The organism is Pseudoalteromonas sp. Angola-7 (assembly GCF_028599255.1).
GTDB classification, from domain to species: domain Bacteria; phylum Pseudomonadota; class Gammaproteobacteria; order Enterobacterales; family Alteromonadaceae; genus Pseudoalteromonas; species Pseudoalteromonas atlantica.
Window position 1 is genome coordinate 82,985 of sequence record NZ_JAQREL010000006.1, and the last position, 21,953, is coordinate 104,937.

Sequence of the window (21,953 nt, forward strand, 5' to 3'; positions counted from 1 at the left end):
TGCGCACTTACCATTGTATTTGATGTACAACGTTACCGAGTGGGCTTTTAACGCCCACGATGTTTATTTTCTCATTTTTTAGCCGCTTTAATGCTGGTTTATCTAAATACCACCTAAAAGAGCGCTTTCTGTAAGTTTGTAAATCAAGCACAACCAGTTTTGCGCAGCTGTATTCGTAATCACTCGGACACGCCTCTACAGCCAGTAGCTGGTACTCTTGCTGCCAGCTATTGTCGCTATAATAATACGTCCATAACTTTACTGAAATACAAAAACTAGCCCACAGCCATAAATAAACTAAAACAGGTATAAACAAAATACCCAGCCAGCCCCTAAGCTTCCCATCATCCTCTAAGTAGTCTTTAAAATTTGATTTAAACGTTATGCATGCGTTGTACTTTTTGTATCCGTACATCCCCCCTGCAATGCTAATTATTACTGACAAAACAGGAAGCAGCTTATGTGTTAAAAAATCATAAGCGGTATTGGCAATAAAGGGGGGATCGAGATTTTCATCCCAAGCAATAAAAAATAGGGGTGGGAATAGTAAACTAGCGGTAATTATTATTCTAAAAAGTTGTTTTGCTGTCATTTGAGGGGTTATTTATAAAACACAACGCCAATATAAAGTAAAAAAAGCCCTAAATAAACGGCTAATGTAGATACACTGTTTTAGAGCGTAGTCGTTTAATTAAATCGTAAGTACCGTCAAACATGCCTGTTATTACCAGTGCAATACCGCCCGTGAAACGGTAGTTGTTTAAATCTACATTGCCATTTTCGTCGGTTATAAAGCGAAATTAGCCAAAGAGAAAACAAATACAACCTAGTTTATTAAGTCCATCTTTAACCTCGGTTTAAATAATAAAAAACGCAGCTACTGTGAGGTAAGCTGCGTTTTAAACGTGCTTTAAGGCTTTTAAATTACTTTCTAGGCTCGTAGTCTATTCTAAATACAACAGTATAAAGCACAGGTACTACGATAAGCGTGAGTATGGTTGCAAAACCTAAACCAAACATAATAGTTACCGCCATTGATTGGAAGAACACGTCAAACAACAACGGGATCATACCTAAAATGGTGGTAATAGCCGCCATGGCTACAGGGCGTACACGGCTAACGCCAGATTCAAACACAGCTTGATAAGGCGATTTACCATCGCGAAGCTCAAGATTTATTTGATCGACCAACACTATGCCGTTTTTAATCAGCATCCCGCTTAAACTTAGTAATCCAAGTAGTGCCATAAAGCTAAATGGCGCATTCATTATTAACATGCCCGCACTCACACCAATAATGGCAAGTGGCACTGTAGCCCAAATAACTAAAGGCTGTTTAAGTGAATTGAACAGCAGTACGGTTACCGCAAACATCGCTAAATAACCCAGCGGTAATGAACCAAATATAGCGGCTTGTGCATCCGATGACGACTCATACTCGCCGCCCCATTCTAATTTATAGCCACGCGGTAGCTCTATTGCTTCTACGGGTCCGCGCACGCGTGCAAATAACTTAGCGGCAGTTTCATCGCCTAATACGTTGTGATCGGCCATTACCGTTATTGTGCGCTTTCGGTCGCGGCGCATAATTAGGCTGTCTTCCCATTCAACCACAAATTCGTCAACCACTTGTGTTACTGGCACAAATACACCCAGTACTGGGCTGTATATTTGTAAATCGTGAACGCTTTCTACATTTAGGCGCTCATTTGCCGGTGAGCGAGCAATAATTGGCAGTAGTTGCGTACCATCGCGGTATACACCCACTTGCTTGCCCGAAAGGCTAGTAAGCAGTACATCATCAAGGTCTGACTTACTAATACCTAAGCGGCGCGCTTTTTGTTCGTTAAATTGTGGACGAATCATTTTAGTACGCGCACGCCAGTCATCACGAATATTATAAGCGCCGTCGTCTTGTGCGATAACTTCTTCAGCCTGGGCGGCTAATCGTCTAAGTATTACCGGATCGGGGCCTGTAAAGCGTGCTTCAATTTTAGCATCGGTTGAGGGGCCAATTTCCATGGGCTTAATTTTAAGTTCAGCTGAAAGCGGTGTATTTTGCGAGTATTCACGCACTTTTTGCATTACTACAGCCACCGCCTCGCGGTTTTTTACTCTAATAATGAGCTGCCCGTATGACGAGTACGACTTTTGCGGTGCATAAGTAAGCATAAAGCGTGGAGCACCTTGGCCTGTAGTACTGGTTATTTCTTCAACTAGCTCTTCTTTTTGAAGGTAGTTTTCAAGCTTTTTAATTCCCTCTAGCGTTGCTCTTATGTCGGAGCCTTGTTGCTGCCAGTAATCTACATAAAACATAGGCGTGTTAGAGGCGGGGAAAAACGATTGTTTAACCGCACCAAAACCAACCACAGCCGAGCAAAGGAGCACGACCATAAGCACAAGCGTGGTTTTACGATAATGCATAGACACATCTAAAAGTGCTTTATAGCCGGTAAAAATAAAGCCTTGATATGGGTCGTCATCTTCCTCTTCGCCCTCAGCATTTTTAGCTTTTTTAAACTCATCTTGTTTAAACATTAAATTTGCAAAAAATGGCGTAAGCGTAATGGCGGTGATCCAGCTTAGTAAAAGCGATATAAACAATACCCAAAATAAGCTACCCGCAAATTCACCGGTCGCATCAGAGCTTAAGCCAATAGGGGCAAACGCAGTAATACCAATAACTGTAGCGCCTAGTAGCGGCCATTTAGTTTGCTCTACAATATTAACTGCAGCTTTTAACTTGGTTTGGCCACGCTTTAAATTTATTAATATGCCTTCGGTTACTACTATGGCGTTATCTACCAGCATACCAAGGGCAATAATAAGCGCACCCAGAGAAATACGTTGCAAGTCTATGGCGAACAACTTCATAAATATAAAGGTGCCTAAAACGGTGAGTAATAAAATACCGCCAATTAAAATACCACTTTTTAACCCCATAAATATAAGCAGTACCACGATTACAATGGCAATCGCCTCTACTAGGCTGACAATAAAGCCATCTACCGATTTTTCTACTTCTTTAGGTTGGTTATACACCGATTCTACATGTATGCCATGTGGGCGCTGGTATTCAAGCTCTGCTAAGTGCTCGTCAATACGTTTACCTACATCTACTACGTTCACGCTATTCATAAACGAGACGCCAATTAAAAGCGCTTGTTCTGAGTTGTAGCGAATAACATTGCTGGGTACTTCTGCGTATTCTCTAAATACTTTGGCTACATCACCTAAGTAAATAAGCTCGCTAGCACCGGGTTTAGATATAAGCAGGGTTTCGAGCTCTTTAACATCTTTAAATTCGCCGGTTGGGTGAAAGCGTATAGACTCATCGCCCACTCTAATTTTACCTGCGTTAGAGACTGTATTTTGCGATTGCAGTAAACCAAAAATATGGCTTGGGGCAATACCCAGTTGTGCTAATTTACGGGTAGACACTTCAACCATTACTTGAGGCTGTTGCTCACCAGCAATGGTAACTTTACTCACACCTTTAACCAGTACGAGTTCGCGCTTTAAGTAATCGGTGTAATCTTTAAGTTCATCATAAGAGTAGCCATCGCCGGTAACCGCATACATAACGCCGTATACATCACCAAAGTCATCTAAAATGGTGCTTGGGTAAACGCCACTCGGGAGTGAAGGTGCTAAATCGTTAATTTTACGGCGCATTTCATCCCAAATTTGGCGCAGCTGCTCTTTTCGGTAGGTGCTTTTCATTTCTACCGATATTTGCGACTTACCATTTGATGAAATAGAGGTCACATAATCTACGTAGGGGAGTTGCTGAATTGCATTTTCGATAGGAAAGGTGACTTCTTCCTCTACTTGTTGTGGCGATGCACCCGGATACATAGTAATAACCATGGCGGTTTTAAGCGTAAACTCTGGGTCTTCTAGTTGGCCTAAATCAAAGTACGACACACTTCCGCCAATTAACAGCAGTAGTGCAAACATCCAGCTAATTACTTTTTTCTCTATGGAGAGTTGCGCAAAGCTCATAATTATAAGCCTCGCTCTTTATTCCATGGACGTACTTTCATGCCCTCATCTAATGAGTGTACGCCAGCGGAGACGACAATTTGGCCCTCTTTAATACCGCTTAACACTTCTATGCCGTCGCGGTGTACTTGGCCTACTTTAACGGCTTGTTTATTAACAACACCGGTTTCTGGGTTATATATCCACACATAGGCGTTATCTGACACGCTTTCTTTAGCTTCAGAAAAAACCGACTCTACCGGTAAAATAGTGTAAGCAACTTGCGAGCTGGTTACTTTTGATAAATCGATAAATACACGGCCCGTCATCCCTGCAAGTAGGTTAAAGTCTTTAGGTACTGGCAGCGAAAAAACAACTTTGTAGGTGAGCGTAGTAGGATCGGCCTGCGTATCCCACTCTTTTAAATCAAGGGTGTACTCTTTATTATCATAACCGTCAAACACAACGGTAGGGTGGTAGTCGCTGCCTTTTTTAATGCGCGCTATTATTTTTTCAGGAACTTGGATTTCTACATCCATTAAATCGCGGGTTTCTAGGCGTAAAATGTTTTGCTTGGCTTGAATGTTTTCAAAGTTTTTAACAAATACTTTGGCTACAGTCCCTGCAAATGGGGCGCGCAGTTCGCTGTATTCTAGGTTGGTTTCGGCAATTTTAAAGGCAGACTCTGCCACTTGCATATTGGCCAATGCTTCATCGTACTCTGATTGACTCGCGATTCTTTTTTCAAGTAATTGTTCAATGCGGCTAAGTTGTGATTTAGCAAGCTCATAACGGGCTTTTCTATCATCGTACTGTAACTGAAAGTCTTCTGGGTCAAGCTTTGCTAAAAGTTGTCCTTTTTCAACTTCTTCACCTGCTAATACCGGAAACTCTACCAGTTCACCATTGACTCTAAATGCTAAGTACGAGCCTTGGTTAGCAACCACCTCAGCAGGAAAGCTGCGCACATTTGTTTGCGAATCATGTCCTATATTGAATAACTTTACAGGCCTAATGGGCTCTTCTTTTACTTGCTTTTCTGGCTCTGAGCAGGCCATTAAGGTAAGTAAAGTCGTAGTAAGTATACATAGACGAAAGAGTTTCATGTCTTCTCCGTGGCAATGATGGGCAAAATAATTAAGTGCAGGATACGCCGCAACCATATAAAATAAAATTCATTAAATTTTAGAAACATAATAAGTTTTATTTATGATCATGTTGAGCGCAGTATGAAGCTGAATCAATTACAAATTTTAGATGCCATTGTACAAAGTGCAAGTTTAAGTGGCGCGGCGCTTAAATTACATAAAACTCAACCTGCACTTACCTTAGCAATTAAAAACTTAGAGGCAAAAATTGGCTTTGAACTACTCGATAGAAGCAAGTACCGATTACAGTTAACTGAAAAAGGGCGTGTTTTTCATCGCGAAGCACAACAATTATTGCATGCAAATGATGAGCTAGCACAGCTTGCTAAAGAGCTTGCACTGGGTAACGAGCCACAATATCGAATTTGCTACGAGCAAATTTGTCAAAAAGACAATTATAACGAGATCATAAGTAATACTTTTAGACTATTTAAGCGTACAGAGTTTAATTTAACCAGTGGCAAACGTTTTGTCTCTTTAGAGCAAGTAAATAGTGGGCAAGTGGAGTTAGGCATAGGCCCCTGGTTTGACTTATTTCATGCAACAGGGCACTTAGAAAGCCTACCAATTGGTAAATTAAACATTGGAATTATTGCATCTACTAATGCGTTTCCTAAGTACATGACCTTTAACGAGCTACAAAATTACCCGTGTTTGGCCATGTTTGAAAGTGACTTAAGCATAGACAGCGACAAGCTTTCTTACTCAAAAGGCTCTGCCTTAATGAAGATTGACGATGTAACCAATTTAAAGTCGTTTTTGCTTGCTGGTGCCGGCTGGGCAATGATGAACATAGACTATTGCGCCCCTGAAATAGAAGCTGGGCTGTTGCAGCAAATACAGATAAACGACAGAGAAGATGAGTTTGGTATAGAAGTACGTGCATTTAGGCGTGATGCAATACACCATGGCCCTGTTGCGCGCTCTATTTGGGAGCAATTTAAAGTACTCAGTGAGGCGTACGTTAATGACCGATAATATTGATAAAGAAACCCTCATTTACACCATTATTGCAAATATACCTGTAGGTTTTGTAGCAAGTTACGGGCAAGTAGCAACGCTTGCCGGTTATCCGCAAAATTCACGCTTAGTAGGGCGCCTTTTAAAGCAAATGCCAGATGATTCTGTTATACCGTGGCACAGAGTAGTAAACAGCCAAGGTAAAATATCATTCCCTGCAGGCAGTGATAAATACCAAGAGCAGCGCCAAAAGCTATTATTAGAAGGGGTTAGCTTTAAAAACGACAAAGTAAATATGCGCGAGTGTAGATGGCAGTAGTGAACGTATTGTCGTAAAAGAGCTTTTAAAGGCTAATTTATTACAAGTGTGCGGCTTACTTTTTTGTTTTTAGCTATCGTAAATCTACAAAAAATAGGGTTTTTCAGTTTGTAGTTTTACTTTTAACACAATCTCCTTATCTAGCTTTGTGAATGAAAAACTTACAATGAAAAGCGATATATTTTCTATTTTTTACACAATAAAAATATATACGGCAAAGTAAAAACACCTCCACACCTACCTATAGCTAAAATGGCATTAAATCAATTTAGCGTCGAGATTTGGCATAACACTTGAACTACTTATTTGTTGTAAATAGATATTGAGCATACCAAATGTTGGCTCAAGGGCGCGTTTAAAATGGTATCTCATTTGCAAAAAGGTAAAAGTGTAAAAACGTAAGTAATCCTCAAGCCATCTTAAAAGTGAATGATAAATTATTTGAAAGTAAGTTTTTTTCACATCGCTAGTGATGAATGAAGAAGCTGATGAAGTGTAAATGTTTAGTTTTAAGCATGAGGGTTATTAAAACCAAATATTAAGGACTAACAAACTATGACTGACCCAACTTTATTGATTTTAATGTATTTTGTGATCCCTGTTTGGCTTGCTGCTGGCATTGCTGATTGGTTTTGTCATCGACGTAGTAATATTTCTACAACCAGCGGTGCTAAAGAGTCATTTATTCATTTATTAATGTTTGCCGAAGTGGGCATTCCGTTAATCCTCGTTTTAATTTTTGAAGTTAATAGTTTGATTATTGCCCTTTGTATTGTGTTGTTTTTTCTGCATGAGCTTACAGCAATGTGGGATGTAACTTATGCGGTAAGTAAGCGAAGGGTAGGGCCGGTAGAGCAGCATATACATAGTTTTTTAGAAATGATACCCCTGTTAGCTTTGGTATTAATTATTGCGCGCCATTGGGAGCAATTTACCGCTTTATTTACTCCAGGCGGCTTTCCTCCTGACTTTACGCTTCAATTAAAAGACTCTCCTTTACCAATAACTTACTTGGCAACGGTGCTATTTATAGCACTTGCGCTAGAATTTACGCCTTATTTAGAAGAGTTCATTCGCGGTATACGTGCTAAAAAAGATAACACTTAATCTGCTTGGGTTATTTATGCAGTTAATTTATGCGTGTCTAACTCGGCGCACTCTTGCTCACACTGAGCTAAATAGTGCTGTATGAACACAGGTTTTTAGTACCAAGCTAAGATGCTGTCTAAGGTATTGTTAACCAGAGCCTCACCAATACTTAGTGGGGCTTATTTAGGTATAATTGAAAAAAGGCAAGGTAAAAATAGCGGCGTATATACGCCGCTATTATTTTATAAAATCAATAAGCTAAGATTAACTAATATAAGTGAACCAGCATGATTAAGGTAGATGCTGCCCACCTGTCACGCCCATTATTTCAGCGGTAATGTAACTTGACTCTTGCGATGCTAAGTAGACATAGGTGGGTGCTAGTTCAGCAGGCTGACCTGGTCTACCTAATGGTACGTTATCACCAAATTCAGGCAATTTTTTAGCCGGTTGGCCACCACTTTGTTGAAGCGGGGTCCAAATTGGCCCAGGAGCAACCCCATTAACCCGAATGCCTTTATCAATCACCATTTTTGCTAAACTTTTAGTAAAGCTTGTTATTGCGCCTTTAGTCGATGCGTAATCAAGAAGCCCAGCAGAGGGTTGATAACATTGGATAGAGGTTGTATTAATAATACTAGCGCCCGGTGGCATATGTTTTACCGCCGCTTTTGTTATCCAAAACATAGCAAATACATTTGTTGCATATGTTTGGCAAAATTGCTCGGTAGATAAATCGTCTAACTCGGCAACAAACTGTTGCTTACCCGCATTATTCACTAATATGTCGATTGAGCCTAAGTTTTCAACGCTTTGCGCCACAAGGTCGTTACAAAAACTCTCATCAGAGATATCGCCTGCAATTCCCCATGCTTTGTTACCGCTGGCTTTTAATATATCGAGTGTTTCTTTCGCATCAGCTTCTTCGCTGGCTAAGTAATTAATAACTACATCGGCACCTTCTCTGGCAAATGCAATGGCAACCGCTCTGCCAATGCCCGAGTCGCCCCCGGTGATCAACGCCTTGCGACCCTTTAATCTGTCGCTACCTACATAGGTATCTTCGCCGTGATCTGCTTTAGGTTTTAAAATTTCATCTAGGCCAGGGTCTGGTTGATCACTGTCTTTTTCGGTCCGACCCATTTGATATTGGCTTCTAGGGTCTTGCATAGTAAATTGGTTAGTTGGCATATCAACGTCTCCTTTAACGTAAAGTTTAAGTTGGATTAACTGCATGTAATCACAAAGAGCCTAATGGCATATAACGCAGCAATGCGAGTTACCTACCTCTTTGCTTGGCGGGAATAGACGTAAAAGTGAGTGTGGTTGTAAAATATTGAGTATAAGTAGCAACTTACTAATGTAGCACTTGCCTCAATTGTAGAGTCAGCTTGAAATGCGCCCACTTTGTATCTCCTTTAACGTATTTGCTTGGCCAAGGTTTTACTGACCATTTATATTGAAGGAGCAATAGATATGCCATAGCGCTACATTCAAAATATGAAGCTATGTCACTTATTTTAATGCATTTATTTTCAAACTAGGAAAGGATTAAGTGAAGACAATGGGTAAAAAATGGATAAGAGTACCGAAAATGTTACACGCTGTTTATCGAGCTAGTTAACTAGGCGAGTAAGGTAAAGTGATAGGCTTATAGTCAAAGCCGTAAATAACAGCGTTTTTAATTAAGGCTTAGGTGATAACGCCTAAGCTACAACGCGCTTTTACGTAAAAGGGTAGCCAAATTATTGAGGTTTATGTGCGTGGCAGTAAATTACTAATTACATGTATTAATACACGTAATTAGTAATTGAAATGTAGTGGCACACACACCCAGCTATTACAAAGAGGTGCCAAATTGCGTGGCTAAATTGAGTGCTTTTAGCGCTATAAAATAATGTTCCTAAACTATAAAAAATGCCACCGGCCAGTAACCAGTACAGTGCTTTTACATCAATATTTAAATAAAGTGGGTATACAATCGCAAGGGCAAACCAGCCCATAAGTAAGTAGGTAGCCAGCGAGACTTTTTTATTACCATTTTTAACCAGCACTTTATAAGCAACGCCACCAAGCGCGACTGCCCAAATAAAACTCAGTGTCCCCCAAGACCACAATCCATTAAGAGATAGCAACAAAAATGGGGTGTACGTACCCGCTATTAATACGTAAATAGCGCAGTGATCGCACTTTTTATAAAAAGCGCGTAATTTTGGCTGTACACTGGCGTGATAAAGTGTGGATGATAAAAACAATACAAATAAACTAGCCCCATATACAGCGGTGCTAATATAAGCTTTTACGCTGGTGGCTTGTTTAAATAAATCCCACATTACAAACACAGCAAAAAATATTCCCAGTGCATGGCTTAATACATTGAGTTTTTCTTCTTTGCGAGAATAGGGTGCCTCTATAGTCATACTAGTCCTACCACTTATTAATTAAACTTGAGTGTACAGGTGTACGCTCAATGTTTCAATGTCAGCATTGTTACTGTAAATTAGTCACCGTACTTTTATTGATTTTAAAGGGAATTAATCGGGTATAGTGTGGTCGTATAGTCTCAATTAATTAAGGCACGTTTATCATGAAAAAAGAGCTCAAAGCCGTTTTACTTACTGCCATTGTGTATCCTGGGGCAGGGCACTTTTCGCTTAAAAAGCATTTAATAGGCTGTATTTTTGCAGGTGTATTCACGCTACTTTTGTTTATGACATTAGGTGATATTTTGGCTATAGCGCAATGTAGCGCAAATGAAATTTTAGCAGGTAAAATTCCGATGACGGCTTCAGGCATTTTACAAGCCGCCCGTAATCCATCAGGTGAATGTGCACAGCTAGGGGAATATAAATATCTTCCTTTAATGGTGGTCATTTGGTTACTAAGTATGGTTGATGCTTATCGGTTAGGTAAAAAAGTTAAATCCGATACACAAAATAAAAAGTAATGGTAGTCGTTGTTTTAAACTGCAAATAGTGAACTAAAAATATTTACTAATAGTTAGTCAAAAAATTAAAAAGGTTAGTTAAATTAACCAAGCCTGAATGCTGCGTTGCTGTATGGTTTTTAATATAGTCTTTATATATCAATGATTTAATTTTTATTTTTCTGTTGGCACAACCCTTGATTATGTTATTGCGTCTAAACAATATACACAACAAGGAATACCATTATGAAACATTCAATTAAAATCGCTATGGCAAGTTTATTAGTATTAGGTTCTTCGCAAGTACATGCGAGTGAAGTGGACCTAGATGTAACTGATATTATAACGCAAAACGTAACAAGCTATATTAATCAAGCAACGGCAGAGCTTGAGCAATCAATTTCGCAGAGCCTTAGTTTTGATGCCCAGGCAGTACTTGAGCAATTTGTAAATCAAGCGCAAGAACAAGCTGACGTTACCACGCAGTCTTCAATGCCGGTAACTACGCAAGTTAAAGCTAAATAAGTGTAAAAGGATAAGACGATGAGTAACGAATTAGGATTATTTGCACTTATGTTGGCGCCTGTTGTAAGCATGATTAGTGTTTACTATATGGTTCAAGTAATAAAAAGTATGGGAAGTTGGATCAACTTTTAATTAATAGCTAAATAATTCGATTTGAGTAAGCTGATCGACTTAGTAAAAGCGCACGTAAATAAAGGCAGTGTAATTTAAAGAAGTAGACTTTATGAAACGTGCGATTTTCCCATTACCAATATTTGTGTTACCAGAAGGCTATACGCGTTTGCGTATATTTGAGCCTAGGTATTTAAACATGGTAAAAACCGCACTACAAAATAATGTCGGTTTTGTACTATGCACCTACCAGCACGACACGCCATTTAATATTAGCGCTCAGGGCTGTTTGGTCGATATTATCGACTTTGATCAAGACCCTAGCAATATGCTACTTATTGATGTGTACGCTGCTAAAAGCGTGCAAATAAATGACGTTTACCAAGATGAAAGTGAATTACGCCATGGCTTATTAAGCGATTGCAATACGCCGTATTGGTACAATGACTCCCACAGTGAAATTTCGGCTGATAATCAACGTTTGTCTGATTCTTTGCAGGACATATTTTTAAACAATAAAGAGCTTTCTAGTTTATATAGGCAAACCAAGTTTGATAATTTAGCCTGGGTAGCTGCGCGCTGGCTTGAACTATTACCTATATCTATCGATAAAAAACAGCAACTTGCGTTCGAAAGTAACTTTGCTAACTTACTAAACTTCCTCCATACTGTGATTAACAATGAATTTGCCTAAAATAATGTGATCTGCGTTTAATTGCTTGGCGTATAAATATGTACAAAAGCATACACGGGATTAATTATTATGGTAAGTCAACAACCCTCACCACGTTGTGAACCTAATACAGGTAAATATACTGCCATGCCAGAAACGCCAAGTGCAGAGCTTATGCAAGCTCTGCTTGATGTAGCTACTTCGCGAGACAAAAGAGCGTTTGCTTACTTATTTGAATACTTTTCGCCAAAAATTAAACGCTTTGGAATTAAGCAATTTGGCTCTGAGGCACAAGCAATGGAGCTTGTACAAGAAACACTAACCTCAGTGTGGCGTAAAGCGCATTTGTATCACAGCGATAAAGGGGCTGCGACGACTTGGGTATATACCGTAATGCGTAATGCCTCATTTGATATGCTTCGTAAAATGAAAAGTAATAAAGAAGAAAATATAAGCGAAGATATTTGGCCACTTATTAACGAATCTCAAGATACAACACTTGAATTTAGCGACCACTTGGAAGATCAACAAATTAAACGTTACCTAGACAAACTACCAACCGCACAGCGAGAGGTAGTCAGAGGTGTTTATTTCCAAGATATGTCGCAAGAGCAACTTGCTCAACAATTAAATATTCCTGTAGGCACGGTAAAATCACGATTGCGTTTAGCCTTGCAAAAATTACGTAATGAAATGGGAGATCAGCATGATTAAACATCACCCTAGTGAATCTTTACTAGCACAATATTGTTCAGCGCAGTTACCTGCATCGTTAAGCGTTGCGGTATCTATACACGTTGATATGTGCCCAGTTTGCCAAGCAAAAGTGGCAAAACTTGAAGCCGCTAATGCAAAGGATGTATTTAGCGAGACGCCTCACGCCCCTGATGCATTAAATTTAAGTAACGACTTACAAGCACCAGATTTTGACGCCGACCTGCTAGATTTGATAACCGCCGATGCTAGCATTGATGAAGTTTACGAAGTTGAGCCGGTAACCGTACAAGTTAACGAGCATAACTACGAATTACCACGCGCCTTAACACGTATTTCGCATGGGCGTTTTACGCAAGTGGGTAAGCTTGCTCGCTCTCGCGTTGCTATTGATGATGGCCCATTGCGCTCAAGCCTTTTACATATTGGCGCAGGGGGCGAAATCCCCGAGCATACTCATACTGGTTTTGAAGTAACATTGCTACTTGATGGTGAATTTAGTGATGAAGAGGGCAGTTACGTGCCAGGAGACTTTATTTGGCAAGATGGCTCTCATCAGCACACCCCACTTACAAAAGATGGCTGTTTATGCTTTACAGTAGTCAGTAGTGCGCTACATTTTAATAAAGGGCTCAGTAAGTTACTTAATCCTATAGGTAACTTGATTTATTAAGAGAATTTATGCAAACAGACACAATAAAAATAGGTATTAGCGCCTGCTTAGCAGGCGAAAAAGTACGTTTTGATACAGGCCATAAAAAGTCTAACTTTTGTATGGATGAACTTGGAAAACATGTAGAGTACACGCGTTTTTGCCCAGAGATAGCCGTAGGGTTACCTATTCCTAGGCCAACCATACGCCAAGTACGCGTAGGCGATACAATAAAAGTATGTCGCCCAGATGGCACTGGCGATGTTGGGCCTAAGCTAACTGAGTACGGTAAAAAAGTAGCCACAGAGCAAGCTAAAAACTTAAGTGGTTTTGTTTTTTGTGCGAAAAGCCCAAGCTGCGGTATGGAAAGAATTAAAATTTATAACGAAGCGGGCACCGGCAATACCTCCGAAGGCGTTGGTTTTTTTGCTAAGCAAATAATGAAGCACAATCCATTACTGCCATGTGAAGAAAACGGCCGCTTAAACGACATGCATTTACGTGAAAACTTTGTAATGCGCGTGTACGCGTACAAACAGTGGCAGTTATTAGCATCTGAGCCGCTCACAGTGCATAAGCTTACCCAGTTTCATTCACAATATAAGTACTTATTGATGGCTCATAATTATCAAGCTTACCGCGACTTAGGTAATTTACTTGGTACTTATAAAGGTGATGATATTAACGCTTTAGCAGATGAGTACATTCTTGGGTTAATGAACGGCCTTAAAAAGCCTGCATCACGCAGGAATAACTGCAACACGTTAATGCATTTGCAGGGCTACTTTAAAAAAGACTTATCTAAGGTTGAAAAGCAAGAGCTACGCGATGCCATCGATGAATACCGTCAAGGTTTAGTGCCTTTGTACGTACCGCTTACTTTGTTAAAACATCATTTGAAAGTACACCCTAATGAATACCTAGAAAAGCAGGTGTTTTTTAATCCTTACCCTAATGAACTAAAATTACGTTACGGCATATAATGAATACACTTTTTTGGTTTAGGCGCGATTTGCGCCTTTTTTCTAACGAAGCGCTTATTGAAGCGCTAAATAATGGCGCTAAACAGGCCATTTTTTTTATCTGCGAAAAGCAATGGCAACAACACAACGCCGCTCCCATTCAAATAGATTTACTAAAAAGACGCCTCAATTATATACGCGAGCAGCTAGCACAGTACGCAATAGAGCTGCATATTATTGATGCTCCTTACTTTGACGATTGTGAAAGTGCGCTTTTATCATTTTGCGATAAACATCAAGTAGAACATGTAATTGCTAATAAAGAGTATGAGTTAAATGAAGTAAATCGTGATGCGCAAATACTTGCAAAGTGTGATGATAAAAATATTACGTTTACCCTCTATGAGGGAGATGTAATAGCGCCTGTAGGCAGTGTTAAAAACCAAAGTAACGAAATGTACAAAGTGTTTACGCCATTTAAAAAACAGTGGCTTAAACAACACCAAGATACTCACTTTAGCTTATTACCGTGGCCTTTAAAAAAACAGCCGATAAATAACAACGCACAGGCAATTAAAAGTGATGGCAGCTCAGAAAAATGGCCGGTTGATGATGAAAGCTTAGCAACCATTGTTGATAATTTTATTTGCGACAAATTAAGCAGCTACGACGATCAGCGTGATATACCCAGCATTAAAGGCACATCGGGTTTAAGCCCTTATTTAGCTCTGGGTATTATAAGCCCTAAGCAGTTACTGGTTAATATTCAAAACCACTACCCAGATATTTTAACAACATCTAAAAGTAAAACGTTTACTTGGATAAACGAGCTTATTTGGCGCGAATTTTATCGTCATTTAATTGCGCAATTTCCTAAGCTTTCTCGTGGTGATAACTTTAACGAAAAGTACAATGGCGTTAAATGGCGTAAAAACGAGGCTGAGTTTAAAGCCTGGTGCGAGGGGAAAACAGGTTACCCACTCGTTGATGCAGCGATGAGACAGTTAGTTCAAACCGGCTGGATGCATAACCGTTTAAGAATGGTAGTTGCCAGCTTTTTGACCAAACATTTATTAATTGATTGGCGTGAAGGCGAGCAGTTTTTTATGCAGCACCTTATTGATGGCGATTTAGCCTCCAATAATGGCGGTTGGCAGTGGGCTGCAAGCACTGGCTGTGACGCGCAGCCTTATTTTCGTGTATTTAATCCTATCACTCAAAGTGAGCGCTTTGATCCTAATGGTAAATTTATACGTAAATATTTACCAGAGCTTGAAAAAGTGCCAGATAAACATATTCATTTTCCTCATGCATATTTAGCGTCAATAGGGGCTGATAAGCAATGTTACTGGCCGGCAATCGTAGATCATAAAGCAGCTCGCGAGCGTGCAATAGCTGCATTTAAGGGGTGATATGGAAACAGCATTACCGGTAGCAAAATTTGTAGAAATATATCAACAACTCGATAAATCAAACCTGCATTTGCTTAATGATATTTACAGCGAGCAAATTAAATTTAAAGACCCAATGCACGAAATACACGGGCTAAGCGAGCTTACCCGATATTTTTCTAATCTATATAGTAATGTTAAGCATTGTCAGTTTGATATTAGTGACACCTACGAGTGTGATGACAAAGCATTTTTGTATTGGACTATGCATTACGCCCACCCAAAACTGGCTTCTGGCAAAACTATATCGGTAGAAGGGCACAGTAAGCTGGTTTTTAAAGAAGGTAAAATTATTAACCACCGCGACTATTTTAATGTCGGTGAGATGCTATACAAGCATATTCCCATTTTGGGTGGCGTCATAAATTACATAGATAAACGAGCAGGGTAGCGATGAATATTTTAATTACAGGTGCAACCTCAGGTATTGGCGAGCAGCTTGCAATAAAGTACGCTCAGCAAGGCAACACGGTAATCGCTTGCGGTAGAAACCTTGAAAAGTTAGCTGAGCTTGAAAAACACACCAATATTAAAGCGTGTCAGTTTGATGCCACAGACCTTAAAGACATAAAGCAAGCAACCCTTGGGTTTAGTGCTTTTGATAAGGTTATTCTTAACGCTGGTAACTGTGAGTATGTAGATGATGCCCGTAACTTTGACAGCGCTTTGTTTGAGAGAGTTATTTCAGTAAACCTGCTGGCCATGGGCTACTGCCTAGAGGCACTATTACCAAAAATTAGTGCGGGCGGACAACTTGTACTTGTTAGCTCAAGCGTTACGTATTTACCTCTGCCACGCTCTGAGGCTTATGGCGCATCTAAAGCTGGGGTAAGCTATTTAGCGAAAAGCTTAGCAATCGACTTAAACGATGTTGATGTTACGTTAGTGCACCCTGGTTTTGTTAAAACCCCCCTTACTGATAAAAACGATTTCCCAATGCCTATGGCTGTTACTGCAACAGAGGCCGCCGATTATATGATTAAGGGGATCAATAAACGCCGTAAAGAAGTTCATTTTCCTTATCGGTTTACGCTTATTTTAAAAGCATTACGTATTTTACCGTTACCACTTTGGTTACGTTTAGCAAAAGGATTAGCCCGTTGAAAAAAATAGCAATAATAGGTTCTGGCGTATCGGGTTTAACCTGTGCTCATTTACTGCATAAGCATTACGATATTACTGTATTTGAAAAAAACGATTACATTGGTGGTCATACCGCGACAGTAGAGATATCTGATGCTGGGGTTAAACGCGCAATAGACACGGGCTTTATAGTATTTAATGACCGCACTTACCCGTACTTTGAAAAACTACTCGCGCGCATTGGCGTAGACAGACAAGAAACACAAATGAGCTTTAGTGTTCATAATCAAGCAAGTGGTTTTGAGTACAACGGACACACCTTTGCCAGCTTATTCGCTCAAAAAAGAAATATATTTAGGCCTAAGTTTTGGCGCTTGTTAAGCGATATAGTTAAGTTTAATAAATTATGTAAAGCAATGCACAGCGAGCAAAACTACCCTAAAGATCAAACACTGGGTCAGTTATTAGATACGCACGGCTTTAATGACTTTTTTAAATACCATTACATTTTACCTATGGGGGCGGCAATTTGGTCAACCAGCATCAAAGAGATGCAAAATGTAGGGGTTGAGTTTTTTGTAAACTTTTTTTACAACCATGGCTTACTTGATGTTACAAACAGGCCGCAGTGGTATGTAATCCCTGGTGGGTCTAAGCAATACATTAAGCCGCTTATTAAAGGTTTTGCAGAGCGGATAAAACTAAATACCGACATTGAGACGGTTACACGTATAGATAATAAAGTAATTATTACCCTTGAAAATGGCGAACAAGCTGAATTTGATAAAGTGGTATTTGCGTGTCACTCAGATCAAGCCCTTGCATTACTTGGTGATGCTACTGAGCAAGAACACGCTGTATTAGGTGCAATTCCTTATACCGAAAACTCGGTAATATTGCATACAGATACCAGTTTACTGCCAGATAGAAAAGCCGCCTGGGCTAGCTGGAATTACTTACTAAACGAAAATACCGACAAAGCAGCGGTTGTTACATACCAAATGAATATACTGCAAGGTATTGACTCAGATACACAATTTTGTGTAACCCTTAATCACTTAGAAGGGATTAACAAAGCAAATATATTACGTGAGTTTACTTATCATCACCCTGTTTTTAACGAATCATCCATTGCCGCACAAAAACTCAAGCACACTGTTGATGGCCAAAATAATAGCTATTTTTGTGGTGCTTATTGGTATAACGGTTTTCATGAAGATGGTGTTCGCAGTGGGGTAGATGTGGCTAAGCAATTAGGTGTTGAATTTGAATAGCGCTGTATACTTAGGCGATGTAAGGCACAGGCGCTTTGCGGTAAAAAACCATCAGTTTAAATACCCGCTTTATATGATGTGGGTAGATTTAAAAAATCCGTTATTGCTTAATAACATTCACCCTATGTTAGGTACTTTTGGGTTTAAAGCACTGCGTTTTAATCAAGCCGATTATTTAAACACACTGCCAAACTCAGAGCCATTAAGTATTATTGAACGTGCACAGTGCCAAATAGAAAAACTAGGTGTTAAAGAGACGTTTTCGCATATTTATATGCTTGGCCAACTTAGGTGTATGGGCATTTATTTCAGCCCTGTAAATTTTTACTTTTACGGTAATAGCACCGATAACTTTAAATATATGGTGGCTGAGGTAAGCAATACGCCGTGGAATGAGCGCCATTATTATTTGGTGCCCTTACAAAAAAAAGTGAACTTTAAGAAGGCTTTCTCCGTATCACCCTTTATGAATTTAGATATGGACTACCATTGGCAAGTACAACATACAGCCGATAACACATTAATTCATATAGAAAATAAACGTGGGGATGAGTTGTTATTCGACGCGTCTTTACGATTAAAGCGAAGTCAGTTAACGAAGCAAGAAGTTAATAAATTATTAAAAAAATTTCCTGCGATGACTTTGTCTATTTTCAAAGGTATTTATGTGCAAGCACTTAAGTTGTTTATTAAAAGGGTTCCTTTTTTAGGTCATTCAGGAAAACCTTAGTATAGTTAAACAAGCTTAGTTGCGGGTAGCGATACAATTATAAAGGGTTTAAGATGGAAAAAGTCTCGAGTATAAACTGCCAAGAGCAAACAGGTTGGTTTACAAACTTATATAAAAAGCTAGTCACCAAAGCCTTTGCAAGTATTGAAACAGGTCAAATAGTGTTAGTTGAGAACAGTCGCTCCACAGTATTCGGTCAACAACATTCAAACTTAAAAACCACTATTACCGTTAACGACACTGCCATGTATAAAGCATTTGCGCTATCTGGCAGTGTGGGTGCAGGTGAGTCTTACGTTCTTGGGCAATGGTCGTGTGATAACTTGACCAAACTCATCGAAATTTTTGCCATTAACCAAAAACAACTAGATGCTTTTGAAAAAAAATTCTCGTTTTTTAGTGGCTTAGCCCACCGTTTTAACCATCTTAAAAACAGCAACTCAGAATCTGGGTCGAAAAAGAATATCGTTGCACATTACGATTTAGGTAACGATTTATACGAGTCATTTTTAAGCGAGGAAATGCTCTACTCCTGCGCTGTTTATCCATCAAAAGACGCCTCTCTTGAGGATGCTCAACAAAACAAGCTTAAACAAATTTGTGAGCAGGTAGAGATAAACGAAGGCGATTCAGTTATTGAAATTGGCACAGGCTGGGGGGCGTTTGCGATTTACGCAGCCACACATTACAACTGCCATGTGACCACAACAACGATTTCTGATGAGCAATATGCCTATGTTGAAAACAAGGTTAAACAGTTAGGACTTGAAAATAATATAACTTTGCTCAAGCTTGATTACCGTTTATTAGAAGGGCAATACGACAAGCTTGTATCAATAGAGATGATAGAAGCAGTAGGGCATGAATACCTACCAAGCTTTTTTAAGCAATGTAATAGCTTGCTTAAAGAAGACGGTGCAATGCTTATCCAAGCGATCACTATTGGCGATCAACGTTATCAACATTATTTAAAAAACTCTGACTTTATTCAGCAGTATATTTTCCCCGGTGGTTGTTTGCCTTCAATTAATGAGATGAGCGAGCAAATTAAGAACAATACCGATATGGTTATTCATACTGTAAGCGACATAGGCGCGCATTATGCTAGAACACTAGCCGATTGGCGCACACGCTTTATTGATAACTGGCACACCCTAGACAGTGACAAGTTTGATGAGCGTTTTTACAGATTATGGTTATTTTACTTTGCTTACTGTGAAGGCGCTTTTAGAACGCGAGCAACCAGTACCGTTCATTTAACGGCGCGTAAACCACGTTTTACTAGTCAAAATGACGAAATTGCCCTTAATTATTAATTTTGTGCTTTTTCAAACAGTGTGGTTTTTATCACTGTTTTTAGAAGCTCAATCTGTTTTATACACCTCTGGTATTGTTGTGCTTATGTTTGTTTTATCAAAGCAGCATAAGCTCGACGCGTTGCTTTTAGTCAAAGCTTTACCAATTGCGCTGTTATGTGAATACCTTGCTGTGCAGCTAAACCTTTTGGAATTTAAAGTATCCCCTTTTCCGCTTTGGTTAGCCTTGCTATGGGCAGCATTATTGCTTTGCTTAAACACATCAATGGCGTTTATTACTAACCTAAAACTTTGGCAAGCCTATTTAGTGTGCTTAGCCTTTGCGCCAATTAGTTATTATTCAGGCGCTCAATTTGGCGTGCTTAGTATTTATTCACCTGTGTGGATGTTTTGGCTTCTGTACGGCGCACTTTGGGCTGCTGCCTTTACATTAATTCTTATTATTAACCAAAAAATTAAAGCGATTATAAATTTTAGCAAGCAATAACAGGAGCTTGTATGAATATCACCGCAAAAATATGTGCAATAACGGCCACAATGATTATGGCTACTTTTTTTACCCCATTGAGCTTTAGCGAAGAGCAAACTGACTTTAAAAAAGTGGGCGAGGCGCGCATGGAATATTTATTTTGGGATGTTTACGATGCAACGTTATATACCCGCTCAGGGAGTTACAAACAGGGGGCGCACCCCGTTAAATTTACGCTCACCTATTTGCGAGACTTTGCAGCAAAAGACATTGTTAAAGCCACTAAAGAGCAATGGCAGCATTTAGGTAAAAGTGACTTATCTGCTAAGTATGCTGATAAATTGCTCACTCTTTGGCCAGACATTAAAAAAGGCGAGTCGTTAAGCTTACAAACATCACCAAGCGGTGAGGCTACTTTTTATCATAATGACAAAAAGTTAGGTGAAATTAGTAACTCGCAATTTGCCAATCAGTTTTTAGCTATTTGGCTAAGCCCAAACACCTCAGAGCCAGCACTTAGAAAACAATTATTAGGGATTTAACATGCGCAATATAAATAAATTTAAACAGTTATGTATTTTAATGGCCGCATTATTTTTAGTGAGCTGCTCCGCGCCAAAAGTAGAGCACTACAATAGCAGCAACCCAGAATTTGATTTTAAAGCGTTTTTTAGTGGCGATTTGAAAGCATACGGCGTTGTGCAAGATTATAAAGGCGAACTCACACGTAAACTTGTTGTCACTATGAATGCACGCTGGGAAGGGAACGAGGGCGTTATAGAGGAAGACTTTGTGTATGACGATGGTGAAACACAAAAGCGTATTTGGTATGTCACCCTTAATGACGATAATAGCTTAGTGGGACGTGCTGATGATGTGCTTGGCATTGCAACCGGTAAAAGCGCAGGCAGTGTGTTTCATTGGAACTACAATGTGGCCTTACCCTATGACGGCAGTACGCTTGAGGTAAATTTTGATGATTGGATGTACCTGGTTACACAATCGCGCTTGATAAACCGAACGTCTATTGTTAAGTTTGGTGTCGAGGTTGGGGAAGTGACCTTAGTTATCGAAAAAATATAGAGCAGTGTGTTATTTAAAGTGTGCCTTTTGTGTACTTAAATTAAGTTTTAGTTAACCCAACACGCTGTATTTTACCGAGAATTATTAAAATTTTACGCATTTTCGAAGTATTTAAGCAAAAAATGCAATTTGCTGTTGCTAACTCCTTAAAAATGCATAAAGATAGGTTTTGCGAAGGCAAAATAATAACGAATAGGAATCTAACAATGAATAAAGCTCAATTAGTTGAAAAAATCGCTACTGATGCAGAAATCTCTAAAGCTGCTGCTACACGTGCACTTGACGCGTTTACTGGCGCTGTAACTTCTTCTTTAAAAGAAGGTAATTCAGTTGCATTAGTAGGTTTTGGTACTTTCTCAGTTAAAGAACGTGCAGCACGTACTGGCCGTAACCCACAAACGGGTGCTGAGATCCAAATCGCAGCGGCAACTATCCCAAGCTTTAAAGCAGGTAAAGGTCTTAAAGACCAAGTAAACCCTTAATT

24 protein-coding genes are annotated in these 21,953 nt (G+C 39.5%); 19 read left to right on the top strand and 5 right to left on the bottom strand.

What is annotated here, in order from left to right; translation table 11 throughout:
- Positions 1–7: 7 nt before the first annotated feature.
- From PSH50_RS10290 to PSH50_RS10300, 3 genes are all read right to left on the bottom strand, one after another.
- The gene (locus PSH50_RS10290) at positions 8–592 is read right to left on the bottom strand and encodes a hypothetical protein (RefSeq protein WP_029774483.1); all 585 of its coding nucleotides are present in this window, start codon (positions 590–592) and stop codon (positions 8–10) included.
- Between the two features lie 332 nt (positions 593–924).
- Positions 925–4,005 (bottom strand): efflux RND transporter permease subunit, encoded by a 3,081-nt coding sequence (locus PSH50_RS10295; protein ID WP_055019066.1) that lies wholly within the window; start codon positions 4,003–4,005, stop codon positions 925–927.
- A 2-nt stretch (positions 4,006–4,007) separates the two neighbouring features.
- Positions 4,008–5,090, bottom strand: a complete 1,083-nt coding sequence (locus PSH50_RS10300; protein WP_024031767.1) for an efflux RND transporter periplasmic adaptor subunit — start codon at positions 5,088–5,090, stop codon at positions 4,008–4,010.
- A 123-nt stretch (positions 5,091–5,213) separates the two neighbouring features.
- Between PSH50_RS10300 and PSH50_RS10305 the strand changes: the two genes are divergently transcribed.
- From PSH50_RS10305 to PSH50_RS10315, 3 genes are all read left to right on the top strand, one after another.
- Positions 5,214–6,110 (top strand): LysR family transcriptional regulator, encoded by an 897-nt coding sequence (locus tag PSH50_RS10305; protein WP_248443538.1) that lies wholly within the window; start codon positions 5,214–5,216, stop codon positions 6,108–6,110.
- Positions 6,100–6,411 carry an MGMT family protein gene (locus tag PSH50_RS10310; protein WP_248462015.1) on the top strand — a complete coding sequence of 104 codons (312 nt, stop codon included), beginning with the start codon at positions 6,100–6,102 and terminating at the stop codon, positions 6,409–6,411. The genes PSH50_RS10305 and PSH50_RS10310 overlap by 11 nt, the downstream gene beginning before the upstream one ends.
- A gap of 555 nt (positions 6,412–6,966) precedes the next feature.
- Positions 6,967–7,518: a diguanylate cyclase gene (locus PSH50_RS10315; protein ID WP_248450234.1), complete on the top strand. Its 552-nt coding sequence runs from the start codon at positions 6,967–6,969 to the stop codon at positions 7,516–7,518.
- Between the two features lie 273 nt (positions 7,519–7,791).
- Here PSH50_RS10315 and PSH50_RS10320 read toward each other — a convergent pair whose 3' ends face one another.
- Together PSH50_RS10320 and PSH50_RS10325 are read right to left on the bottom strand one after the other, a co-directional pair.
- Positions 7,792–8,691 carry an SDR family oxidoreductase gene (locus PSH50_RS10320; RefSeq protein ID WP_138577225.1) on the bottom strand — a complete coding sequence of 300 codons (900 nt, stop codon included), beginning with the start codon at positions 8,689–8,691 and terminating at the stop codon, positions 7,792–7,794.
- Positions 8,692–9,290: 599 nt separating this feature from the next.
- A complete protein-coding gene (locus PSH50_RS10325; protein ID WP_121638500.1) occupies positions 9,291–9,920 on the bottom strand; it encodes a hemolysin III family protein in 630 nt (209 codons plus the stop codon).
- Between the two features lie 167 nt (positions 9,921–10,087).
- Between PSH50_RS10325 and PSH50_RS10330 the strand changes: the two genes are divergently transcribed.
- The 16 genes from PSH50_RS10330 to PSH50_RS10405 all read left to right on the top strand — a co-directional run bounded on the left by PSH50_RS10330 (position 10,088) and on the right by PSH50_RS10405 (position 21,951).
- Positions 10,088–10,447, top strand: coding sequence for a hypothetical protein (locus PSH50_RS10330; protein ID WP_273586341.1), 360 nt, complete (start codon positions 10,088–10,090; stop codon positions 10,445–10,447).
- A gap of 225 nt (positions 10,448–10,672) precedes the next feature.
- A complete protein-coding gene (locus PSH50_RS10335; RefSeq protein WP_055254108.1) occupies positions 10,673–10,951 on the top strand; it encodes a hypothetical protein in 279 nt (92 codons plus the stop codon).
- 223 nt (positions 10,952–11,174) lie between these two features.
- On the top strand, positions 11,175–11,756 hold the full coding sequence (locus PSH50_RS10340; protein ID WP_004586417.1) for an LON peptidase substrate-binding domain-containing protein: 582 nt from the start codon (positions 11,175–11,177) through the stop codon (positions 11,754–11,756).
- 69 nt (positions 11,757–11,825) lie between these two features.
- A complete protein-coding gene (locus PSH50_RS10345) occupies positions 11,826–12,449 on the top strand; it encodes a sigma-70 family RNA polymerase sigma factor (protein ID WP_004586416.1) in 624 nt (207 codons plus the stop codon).
- Positions 12,442–13,122 carry a ChrR family anti-sigma-E factor gene (locus PSH50_RS10350; RefSeq protein ID WP_054981919.1) on the top strand — a complete coding sequence of 227 codons (681 nt, stop codon included), beginning with the start codon at positions 12,442–12,444 and terminating at the stop codon, positions 13,120–13,122. Before PSH50_RS10345 ends, PSH50_RS10350 begins: the two co-directional genes overlap by 8 nt.
- Before the next feature lie 8 nt (positions 13,123–13,130).
- A complete protein-coding gene (locus PSH50_RS10355; protein ID WP_273586342.1) occupies positions 13,131–14,084 on the top strand; it encodes a DUF523 and DUF1722 domain-containing protein in 954 nt (317 codons plus the stop codon).
- The gene (phrB, locus tag PSH50_RS10360; RefSeq protein WP_273586343.1) at positions 14,084–15,475 is read left to right on the top strand and encodes a deoxyribodipyrimidine photo-lyase; all 1,392 of its coding nucleotides are present in this window, start codon (positions 14,084–14,086) and stop codon (positions 15,473–15,475) included. The genes PSH50_RS10355 and phrB overlap by 1 nt, the downstream gene beginning before the upstream one ends.
- Position 15,476: 1 nt before the next feature.
- Positions 15,477–15,905 carry a nuclear transport factor 2 family protein gene (locus tag PSH50_RS10365; RefSeq protein ID WP_096042973.1) on the top strand — a complete coding sequence of 143 codons (429 nt, stop codon included), beginning with the start codon at positions 15,477–15,479 and terminating at the stop codon, positions 15,903–15,905.
- A 2-nt stretch (positions 15,906–15,907) separates the two neighbouring features.
- Complete coding sequence (locus tag PSH50_RS10370; protein ID WP_004586411.1) at positions 15,908–16,618, top strand: SDR family NAD(P)-dependent oxidoreductase; 711 nt, start codon at positions 15,908–15,910, stop codon at positions 16,616–16,618.
- Positions 16,615–17,871 (top strand): NAD(P)/FAD-dependent oxidoreductase, encoded by a 1,257-nt coding sequence (locus PSH50_RS10375; protein WP_273609611.1) that lies wholly within the window; start codon positions 16,615–16,617, stop codon positions 17,869–17,871. Before PSH50_RS10370 ends, PSH50_RS10375 begins: the two co-directional genes overlap by 4 nt.
- A complete protein-coding gene (locus tag PSH50_RS10380) occupies positions 17,864–18,601 on the top strand; it encodes a DUF1365 domain-containing protein (RefSeq protein ID WP_054981923.1) in 738 nt (245 codons plus the stop codon). The genes PSH50_RS10375 and PSH50_RS10380 overlap by 8 nt, the downstream gene beginning before the upstream one ends.
- A 53-nt stretch (positions 18,602–18,654) precedes the next feature.
- Positions 18,655–19,917: a cyclopropane-fatty-acyl-phospholipid synthase family protein gene (locus PSH50_RS10385; protein ID WP_273586345.1), complete on the top strand. Its 1,263-nt coding sequence runs from the start codon at positions 18,655–18,657 to the stop codon at positions 19,915–19,917.
- The gene (locus PSH50_RS10390) at positions 19,892–20,404 is read left to right on the top strand and encodes a DUF2878 domain-containing protein (protein WP_029774497.1); all 513 of its coding nucleotides are present in this window, start codon (positions 19,892–19,894) and stop codon (positions 20,402–20,404) included. Before PSH50_RS10385 ends, PSH50_RS10390 begins: the two co-directional genes overlap by 26 nt.
- Before the next feature lie 50 nt (positions 20,405–20,454).
- Positions 20,455–20,928: a chalcone isomerase family protein gene (locus tag PSH50_RS10395; protein ID WP_273586434.1), complete on the top strand. Its 474-nt coding sequence runs from the start codon at positions 20,455–20,457 to the stop codon at positions 20,926–20,928.
- 1 nt (position 20,929) lies between these two features.
- Positions 20,930–21,469 carry a DUF3833 domain-containing protein gene (locus PSH50_RS10400; protein ID WP_024031747.1) on the top strand — a complete coding sequence of 180 codons (540 nt, stop codon included), beginning with the start codon at positions 20,930–20,932 and terminating at the stop codon, positions 21,467–21,469.
- Positions 21,470–21,675: 206 nt separating this feature from the next.
- A complete protein-coding gene (locus PSH50_RS10405; RefSeq protein WP_004586404.1) occupies positions 21,676–21,951 on the top strand; it encodes an HU family DNA-binding protein in 276 nt (91 codons plus the stop codon).
- The last annotated feature ends 2 nt before the right edge of the window (positions 21,952–21,953 follow it).